Here is a 7946-nt window from a genome sequence, read left to right as displayed (position 1 = left end):
GGGGGCTTCCGCCCGCGACCCGCCCAGCCAGTCGGCGCGGGCTGAAGCCCGCTCCCACCGAATCAAGGAACCCACTATGACGCTGGCTTATGTATTCCCAGGACAAGGTTCGCAGCGAACCGGCATGGGACAGGGATTGTTCGAGAAATACCCCGACCTGGTAGCCCAGGCCGATGAGATTCTGGGGTTTTCAATCCGGGCGCTGTGCCTGGACGACCCGCCCGAGCGCTTGGGCCAGACCCGCTACACCCAGCCCGCCTTGTACGTGGTGAGCGCCCTCATGTATTACGAGCGGCGGGCGGAGGGCGCGCCCGAGCCGGATTACCTGGCCGGGCATTCGCTGGGCGAATACAACGCCCTGTTGGCGGGCGGGGCGTTCGATTTCGCCACGGGACTCAAGCTGGTCAAGCAGCGCGGCGAGTTGATGGCCGAGGCCCAAGGCGGGGCCATGGGCGCGGTGCTGGGCCTGAGCGCGGAGGATGTGCTAGACATCCTGGAGAACTTCGCCTTCGACACCCTTGATGTCGCCAATTACAACTCGCCCACCCAGACGGTGATTTCCGGTCCCGGGCAGGACATTCAGGAGGTCGGGGAAATCTTCACCGAGGCCGGGGCCAAGTCCTTCGTCAAGCTGCGGGTCAGCGCCGCGTTCCATTCCCGCTACATGCAGGCGTCCGGGGAAGCCTACGCCCGCTTCCTGGAACCGTTCGATCTGGCCCCGCCGCGCATTCCGGTCATCGCCAATTGCACCGCGTTGCCCTACGAGCCGGGCGAGATCAAAGCCAATTTGGTGCGGCAAATCAGCCGCCCGGTGCGTTGGACGGAGAGCATCCTCTATCTCCTGGCCCAAGCGCAGCCCGCCCCGGACATCACCGAAATGGGGCCGGGCAACGTGCTGACCGGGCTGGTCCGGGACATCCGCGCCCACGCGGCGGCGGCGCGATGATTCCGGCGGGCACGAAATCCGTCCCGTTGCGGGCAGCGCGGGCCGTGGGGTGACGGGGAGGCGCCGTTGTGAAACTGGTGTTCATGTTCTCGGGGCAAGGCTCCCAGTATTACGGCATGGGCCGCGAGTTGTACCGGACAGAGCCGGCATTCCGCCGCCGCCTGGATTGGGCGGGTGAACTGGCCGCGCCCTGGCTGGGTGGGCGGCGCTTGGCGGACATTATTTTCGGGGCCGGGCTGGACCAGCCGTTCGACCGGACCTTGGAGGCCGCGCCCGCCTTGTACGCGATCCAATACGCCCTGGCGCAAGTGTTGCTGGGACGCGGCTATCAACCGGATTATCTGCTGGGCTACAGCCTGGGGGAATTCGTGGCGGGCGCGGTGGCCGGGGTGTATTCCTTCGAGGCGGGGCTGGCATTGGTGGTGGGGCACGCCGCCCTGCTGGACCGGCTGGCCGAGCCGGCCTCGATGCTGGCGGTGCTGGCCGGGCCGGGCTTGGTGGCGGAGCAACCGGGGCTGTTCGAAGGCGTTTGGGTCGGCTGCCAAAATTTTTCCAAGCATTTCGTGGTGGCGGGTGTTCGGCCACGGTTGGCGGCTTTGTCCGAATCGCTACGCCGTCTCGGGGTGATCCATCAGCTTCTGCCCATCGGCTACGGCTTTCATTCGCCGCTGATCGACCCGATAGCCATGGAATTCAAGGCGCTGGCGAATGGCTATGCTTTGCGTTCGCCCCGCGTGCCGATCATTTCCTGCGCGTACCGGCGGGTGCTGGCGGCGGCGGACTTGGGGTCCGATTATTACTGGGCGGTGCTGCGCGAGCGGGTGGGGTTTCAGGCCACGGTCGAGAATTTCGAGGCGGTCCACGGGCCGTGCTGGTTCGCCGATTTGGGTCCATCGGGCACGCTGGCCGGGTTCGTTAGGTATTGCCTCGCGGCGGATTCCGGCTCGGCTACTGGCTATGCCTTGGACGCTTACGGCAACAATGCCCAAACCCTGGCGGCGCTGGAAGACAAGCTGGCAGCGTTCAGGGAGACGCTCATCGCGTTTTGAGGCGGGGTTGGTGATTCTGTGGGAGCGGTCTTCAGACCGCGACTATTCCGTGTTTGGTCGTGGCCTGAAGGCCACTCCCACTTAACCCTGGATTGGTTTCGGTTGCCGATACGGTTCTTTATTGATTATCTTTGTCGCCAACAGGGTTGCCGTTTCTTATCGCCATCCTCCAAGGCAATCCTCCCGGCGTTCTAAAAAATTACAACAATCAGAATTAAAAAACATGTTGGCCGATCTCCTTAGCACATCCACACGCCCTGTCGCACTCCGTACCACTCGCCGGTTGAAACGGAGCCTCGCCGCCAGTTCAATCATCCTGCTACTGCCGCTAGGTTGCTTCGCGGAAGAAGTGGAAACCCCTCCCGCCACCTGGGAAACCCTGCGGGAGCATGTGCGGGGTGAATTGCGGCTGGGGTTGTTCCAGTATTTCGACTCCACGCCCCAGGATAAGAACCTGACCCGCTTCGATGCCGACCTTAGGCTGGAAATCTCGGGGAATGTCAGCGATGACCTTTCCTACCTGGTCCGCCCCCATTTCCACCTCGACAACCTCGGCCAGAACAACGGCGTCATCGACGGGCTGCGGGAGATGAATGGCAACCGCTACATCGCCAATCTGGACGAGGCCTATCTGAGCTATGCCCTGAGAAAAGCCGACTTGCGGGTGGGCAAGCAGATTTTCCGGTGGGGCACCGCGGACTTCTACAACCCCATGGACCGGCTGAATCCCCGCGATTTCCTCGACGTGCCGACCTATTTCAAGATCGGCGTGCCCGCCGTCAGCCTGAGCTATGGCACCGAAGCGTTGAGCCTGGACATGGTGTTCGAGCCGTGGTTCACACCCAGCCGCATGCCGGGATTGAACAACCGTTGGCTGGGCGATTTCAGCGCCGCCCAGGCCAGCTTCGGCAATCTGGCGCTTATTCCCGGCGGGCGGGACATGCCGCCCAATACGGCGGGCGAGTTCCAGGGCGGTTTCCGGGTGGGCAGTAGCCATTTGCTGAAAGGTTGGGATTTGTTCCTGAGCTATTTCAACGGCTTCGATCCGGTCGGGGTGCTGCGCGGCACGCCGACCCCTGGCGGCGCGGTGCTGGCCACCCAGGTCTTTCAACGCTATCACCAACTGGCGGCGGCCTTTTCCACGACCCACTGGAACACCGAATTCCACGGCGAAGCCGCCGCCCGCTTCGCCGACGATCCGCAGCAGGACGATGACTACATCGAGTACGTGGTGGGACTCAACCACACCTTCAGCGATCTGCCGGTCAGCTTCATTGAGGAAGCCACCCTGGTGCTGGAATTCCTCGACACCCAGGTGTTCCGGCCCAAGCCTTTCGGCAATCAATACGCCCCCACCGGGCAGTACGTCCGCCCCTTCCACAACACCCTCGCAGCCAAGTTCATCATCAAGTTCAACGAGAAGACCAGCCTGGAACTGGCCGGGGGCGAGGACGTGGTGAAGAATGATGCCTTCGGCCAATTCCAGATCGTCCACAAACCCTTGGATGACCTGCAAATCAAATTCGGCGCGGACATCTTCACCGGCGACAACACCACCTTCTTTGGCCGCTGGACCCGCAACGACCGCGTGTTCTCCATCGTCAGCTACACGTTCTAACCCCACCAACCATTCATAAGAGGTCACACCCATGCGCTTCCCGATACGTCCCCTGGCTTTCGTTCTGCTCGGACTGCTGCCGCTCCTGGCCCAGGCGGAGATGAGCGGCAAGGACATCATGCAGGCCCAGAAACAACGCCACGAGACCCGCGATGAGGAATCGCGGGCGGTGATGCGCCTGATCGACGACGCCGGCAAGGCCACGGAGCGGGAAATGGTCAACTACTCCCTCAGGGAGGACGATGGCACCACCCGGGCGCTCATCAAGTTCCTGGCCCCGGCGGATATCCGCGATGTGGGCCTGTTGACCTGGGAGCGGGGCGCCGCCGGGGACGACCAGTGGCTCTACCTGCCCGCGCTCCGCAATGTGAAGCGCATCGCCGCCGGGGGCAAGAAGAACAAGTTCATGGGCAGCGATCTGGCTTTCGAGGACATGCGCCCGGAAAACCTGGAAACCCACGCCTATAACCTGATCAAGAGCGAGGACTATGACGGGCAGTCTTGCTACGTGGTGGAAATCACCCCCGCCACGGACGAGGAAAAAAGCGACTCCGGCTACAGCAAGCGGGTGGTGTGGGTGCGCAAGGACATCCTGTTCACCGTGAAAACCGAGTATTACGACACCCACGACCGGCTGGTGAAGACCGCCCTCATCAGCAACCTCAATAACATCAGGGACCAGATGTGGCGCAGCAGCAAGACCGTGGTGCAAGACCTCATCAGCCATCACAAGACTGAAATCGAGACCAACAAGCGGGTCATGGATCAGAACTTGGACGCCGATTTCTTCACGGAGCGCAGCCTCACCAAGCCGACCCGTTAAGGAACAGGTCATAAATAACCCCCCAAATCCCGTGGGTCGGGCATGTGTTCATGCCCGACGCTAGCGTTGGACTAAGCCATGTCGGGCATGGGATACATGCCCGGCCTACGCGGTCTGGGAAGGGTCATTCCGGCGCTCCCGGAATGACCGTTTGCGATTGGGGAGGGTGGGGCGAGGGGGATCAAAAAAGGATTTCTTCCACAAACATCCACCCGCCAAGCTTTGCTTTTCTAAGGAAGAAATCCCATTTGACCTGCCCCTCACCCTAGCCCTCTCCCGGTGCGAGAGGGAACAAACCCACCCGAAGCCATCCCACCCATACGCGAGACAACCCCGTGAAAGCGACACTCATCTGGATACCCCGGCATCCCTGGCTGGTAGCCCTTATTCTGCTGCTGATCACGGCGGCATTCGTGCCCGGCCTGCAACGGCTGGTGATCGACCCTTCCTCGGAAGGAATGATGGTGGCGGGCGACCCCGACAAGATTTACTACGACCAGACCAAGGCGACCTTCGGCGACGACATCCTGATTTCCATCGTGCTGTCCAGCGACGATGTGTTCCAGCCCAAGTATCTGCAAGCGGTCTCGGAATTGACCGACAGGCTGTACAAGGTGGAGGGCGTCACCCGCGTGGTCAGCTTGGCGACGGTGCGGAAGATCAAGTCCGATGGCGGGATGCTGGACACCAACCAGTTGATGGGCGCCCCGCCAGACAGCGACGAGGAGGCGGCGCGCATCCGGGCCGACGCCCTCGCCAACGAAATCTTCCTCAACAACGTGGTCTCCAAGGACGGCAAGACCACGGCCATCAACGCCTATCTCGCCAGCCGCCCCGGCGACCCCGGCTATAACCAGCGGGTCACGGGCGCCATCAATGCCCTGATCGCCGAGCAGAAAGCCAAGACCGGCGCGGGCATCTACCAGATCGGCATGCCCCTCTTGAAGCTCACCATCGTCGAATACATCGAACACGACAACAGGGTGCTGACGCCGGTGAGCGTGACCGTCATGCTGGTCATGCTCATTTACCTGTTCCGGGCCGGACTCGCGGCGATATTGCCGATAGCCACCGGCGGCTTCGCCATGGTGTGGATGCTGGGGTTCATGGGCTACATGGGCTACAACGTCAATCCCATCAACGCCTCCCTGCCCACCCTGTTGTTGGTCATCGGCAGCACCGAAGACGTGCACATGCTGTCCGTCTACGCGGATCACCTCCGGGCCGGGGAGGACAAGGCGACGGCCCTCCGCAACATGGTCTTGAAAGCCAGTCTGGCCTTGATTCTGACCAACCTCACCACGTTCTTGGGGTTCGCTTCCGGGGCGGTCAACAGCGTGGTCATGTTGCAGGAATTCAGCATCGCGGCCTCCTTCGGCATCGTCGCCAGCCTGTTCGCGACCCTGTTGGGCGTGCCCGCCATGCTGAGCCTGTTGCCGGTGCCCAAGAGCTTCCTGGTCCCGGAAGACGAGCATCACAATGGCCGGTTCTTCCTGTGGCTGGAAGCCGCCATCACCAATTTCAGCGACCGGCGGCGGCGCTGGACCATCGCCATCGTGACCGTGACCATGGCGCTGTCGGTGGCGGGCTGGTTCCGGGTGCAGGTGGACTCGGACTTCATCAGCTTCCTCAAAGAGGATTCCCCGGTGCGCCAGTCCTTCACCGATGTCCACAACAAGCTGGCCGGGGCGCAGAACTTCTACGTGGTGGCCGAAACCGGCGTCACCGACGGCTTGAAGCACCCCGAGGTGCTGCGGGACATCGCCAAGTTGCAGGACTTCCTCAACAGCCGCTTCGACAAGACCGTCTCGCTGGTGGACTATCTCAAGCTCATCAACCGGGAACTGAACGACGGCAACCCCAGCTTCGCCACCGTGCCGGACAGCAGCGAACTGGTCTCCCAATACCTGTTGATGCTGGACAACGAAGACCTCAAGCAGGTGGCGGACTTCGATTTCTCCAAGGCCGCCATCATGGTGCGGCACAACATTTCCGGTTCCTCCCAGCTTAATCGGTTGCTGCGGGAGACCGAGGAATTCGCCCGGACCACTCTCTCGCCGAACCTGAAAATCCGCTTCGCGGGCGAGGGCATCCTCATCAACAACGCGGCGGACTCCATGGCGACGGGGCAGATCAGCAGCCTGGCCCTGGCGGTGGGTTCGATCTTCGTGCTGATTTCCCTGCTGTTCATGTCGGTGAAGGTGGGCTTCCTGGCGATGGTGCCCAATCTGGTGCCGATTTCCATGCATTACGGGATCATGGGCTGGTTCGACATCCCCTTGAGTCCCGGCACGATTTCGGTGGCGATCATCGCCCTCGGCATCATCGTCGATGACACCATCCATCTGATGATCGCCTTCCAGAAGGAACTCAAAAGCACCCAGAACCAAATGCTGGCCCTGCAACGCACCCTCGCCCATGAGCTCCGGCCCGTGGTCGGCTCGGCGGTGGCATTGGCGATTGGCTTCGGCATGTTGGTGATCTCCGAGTTCGGGCCGATCCTGTCCTTCGGCTATCTGGCGGCTTTGTCGATGATTACCGCCCTGCTCAGCGATTTGCTCATCACGCCCTTCCTCATCGCGGGCGTGTCCCTCATCAGCCCGTGGGATGTGCTGCGCCTCAAGATCAGCGGGGCGGTGATGGAGCGGGGCGAGTTGTTTAAGGGCATGAGCCTCGGCGACGTGAAGCGCTTGGCCTTGCTGGGCACCGTCGAGCAATACCAGCCCGGCGACAGCATTGTGCGGCAGGGCGAGCGGGGCGAGGAGATGTACCTGATCCTCGAAGGCGCGGCGGAGGTGGTGGTCCGCGTCAACGAGAACCGCAAGGAGGTGGGACGGCTCAGCCAGGGCGATGTGTTCGGCGAGATGACCTTCGTCACCGGCGAGCCGCGCACCGCCGATGTCCAGGCCGTGGAACCCACCGAGGTGCTGCGGGTGGACAAGGCCAGCCTGGAACGGCTGCGTCGCCGTTATCCGAAAATCGCCGCGACCCTCTACTGCAACCTCTCGGCCATCCTGAGCCACCGCTTGGAAGGCACCACGGCGGGCTGGGTGGCGGAAAGCCTGGGCGCCGCCTCCGAAAAACGGAACGCTGGCTGAGTCGTTCGCCTCGTTCCCACGCGTCGGCGTCACTGCCATTAAGTTAAGAAAACCGAGCGCTGTGACCGCTGGAGTCCGAACTTTAGTTTGGACGTTTTTCAACGGCTTAAGCCCTTGTCCAGACTAAAGTTCGGACTCCAGACCGGCTTAACTTAATGGGAGTGACGCTCCGGCGCGGGAATGCCGGGGGCGACGCTCCAGCGTCGCGAATACCGCCGGGCCGCTGGAGCGGCCAAGACTGCATTCCCACGTCGGCGCGTGGAAACGAGAAAGAAAAATCAACCCTTTCACCGAGATAAAACCCCGCCATGCTGGACGAGGAAAATTCCCTGCCCCTCACACCCCCCACCGTCCAGTCGCCCGCCCGCGACCGCGATTCCGTGGTGCGGCCCATGCCGCGACGGAAGCGGAC

5 protein-coding genes are annotated in these 7946 nt (G+C 62.3%); all 5 read left to right on the top strand.

Annotated features, from left to right (window positions below):
* On the top strand, nt 1-946 hold a 946-nt coding region (fabD, locus tag ACXWUF_RS14795; RefSeq protein ID WP_458495419.1), incomplete at its 5' end, for an ACP S-malonyltransferase.
* A gap of 68 nt (nt 947-1014) precedes the next feature.
* Complete coding sequence (locus ACXWUF_RS14790; protein WP_458495418.1) at nt 1015-1995, top strand: acyltransferase domain-containing protein; 981 nt, start codon at nt 1015-1017, stop codon at nt 1993-1995.
* Between the two features lie 283 nt (nt 1996-2278).
* The gene (locus ACXWUF_RS14785; RefSeq protein ID WP_458495417.1) at nt 2279-3613 is read left to right on the top strand and encodes a DUF1302 family protein; all 1335 of its coding nucleotides are present in this window, start codon (nt 2279-2281) and stop codon (nt 3611-3613) included.
* 31 nt (nt 3614-3644) lie between these two features.
* Complete coding sequence (locus ACXWUF_RS14780) at nt 3645-4436, top strand: outer membrane lipoprotein-sorting protein (RefSeq protein WP_458495416.1); 792 nt, start codon at nt 3645-3647, stop codon at nt 4434-4436.
* A gap of 335 nt (nt 4437-4771) precedes the next feature.
* The gene (locus tag ACXWUF_RS14775) at nt 4772-7534 is read left to right on the top strand and encodes an MMPL family transporter (RefSeq protein WP_458495415.1); all 2763 of its coding nucleotides are present in this window, start codon (nt 4772-4774) and stop codon (nt 7532-7534) included.
* The last annotated feature ends 412 nt before the right edge of the window (nt 7535-7946 follow it).

Source organism: Methylomagnum sp. (assembly GCF_054333355.1).
Note: the sequence above shows the minus strand (reverse complement) of the source record. Positions and strands in the feature narration are given on the sequence as shown.

Bases quoted from the DNA above. Each gene is read 5' to 3' on its own strand.
- ACXWUF_RS14780 (WP_458495416.1), top strand. From the start codon at position 3,645: ATGCGCTTCCCGATACGTCCCCTGGCTTTCGTTCTGCTCGGACTGCTG.